The 1283-nt window shown below is 58.5% G+C and carries 1 rRNA gene; it reads left to right on the forward strand.

Annotation, left to right across the window (positions count from 1 at the left end):
• Positions 1 to 1283 (forward strand): 23S ribosomal RNA (locus tag AR3_RS29045); the annotation flags it as partial.

Genomic DNA, 1283 nt, shown 5'->3' on the forward strand with positions numbered 1-1283 from the left:
GGGTGAGGGGTGATGCCGAGCCGTTTTAGGTGAAGTGAGTGATCCCATGCTGCCGAGAAAAGCCTCTAGCGAGTGTGCCGGCGGCCCGTACCCTAAACCGACTCAGGTGGTCGGGTAGAGTATACCGAGGCGTTCGGGTGAACTGTGGTTAAGGAACTCGGCAAATTGCCCCCGTAACTTTGGGAGAAGGGGGGCCGCGTCTGGTGATCGCCCTTTGCGGTGGGAGCTGGGTGCGGTCGCAGTGGCCAGGGGGAAGCGACTGTTTACTAAAAACACAGGTCCGTGCGAAGTCGTAAGACGCTGTATACGGACTGACGCCTGCCCGGTGCCGGAACGTTAAGAGGACCGGTTAGACCTTTTGGGGTCGAAGCTGAGAATCTAAGCGCCGGTAAACGGCGGTGGTAACTATAACCATCCTAAGGTAGCGAAATTCCTTGTCGGGTAAGTTCCGACCTGCACGAATGGCGTAACGACTTCCCCGCTGTCTCAACCGCAGGCCCGGTGAAATTGCAGTACGAGTAAAGATGCTCGTTTCGCGCAGCAGGACGGAAAGACCCCGGGACCTTTACTACAGCTTGGCATTGGCGTTTGGTGTGTCTTGTGTAGGATAGGTGGGAGACTGTGAAGCGGGTACGCCAGTATTCGTGGAGTCGTTGGTGAAATACCACTCTGGTCGCATTGAGCGTCTAACCCGCGCCCGTGGATCCGGGTGGGGGACAGTGCCTGGTGGGTAGTTTAACTGGGGCGGTTGCCTCCTAAAGGGTAACGGAGGCGCCCAAAGGTTCCCTCGGCCTGGTTGGTAATCAGGTGGTGAGTGCAAGGGCACAAGGGAGCTTGACTGTGAGACTGACGGGTCGAGCAGGTGCGAAAGCAGGGCCTAGTGATCCGGCATCGGCGTGTGGAAGCGGTGTCGCTCAACGGCTAAAAGGTACCCCGGGGATAACAGGCTGATCTTCCCCAAGAGTCCATATCGACGGGATGGTTTGGCACCTCGATGTCGGCTCGTCGCATCCTGGGGCTGGAGTAGGTCCCAAGGGTTGGGCTGTTCGCCCATTAAAGCGGCACGCGAGCTGGGTTTAGAACGTCGTGAGACAGTTCGGTCCCTATCCGCTGTGCGCGTTGGAGAATTGATGGGGGTCTGTCCCTAGTACGAGAGGACCGGGACGGACGAACCTCTGGTGTGCCAGTTGTCCCGCCAGGGGCATGGCTGGTTGGCTACGTTCGGTCGGGATAACCGCTGAAAGCATCTAAGCGGGAAGCCTTCCCCGAGATGAGTTCTCCCT

The sequence above is a fragment of the Actinomadura rubrobrunea NBRC 15275 genome, from assembly GCF_001552235.1.
Classification (GTDB): domain Bacteria; phylum Actinomycetota; class Actinomycetes; order Streptosporangiales; family Streptosporangiaceae; genus Spirillospora; species Spirillospora viridilutea.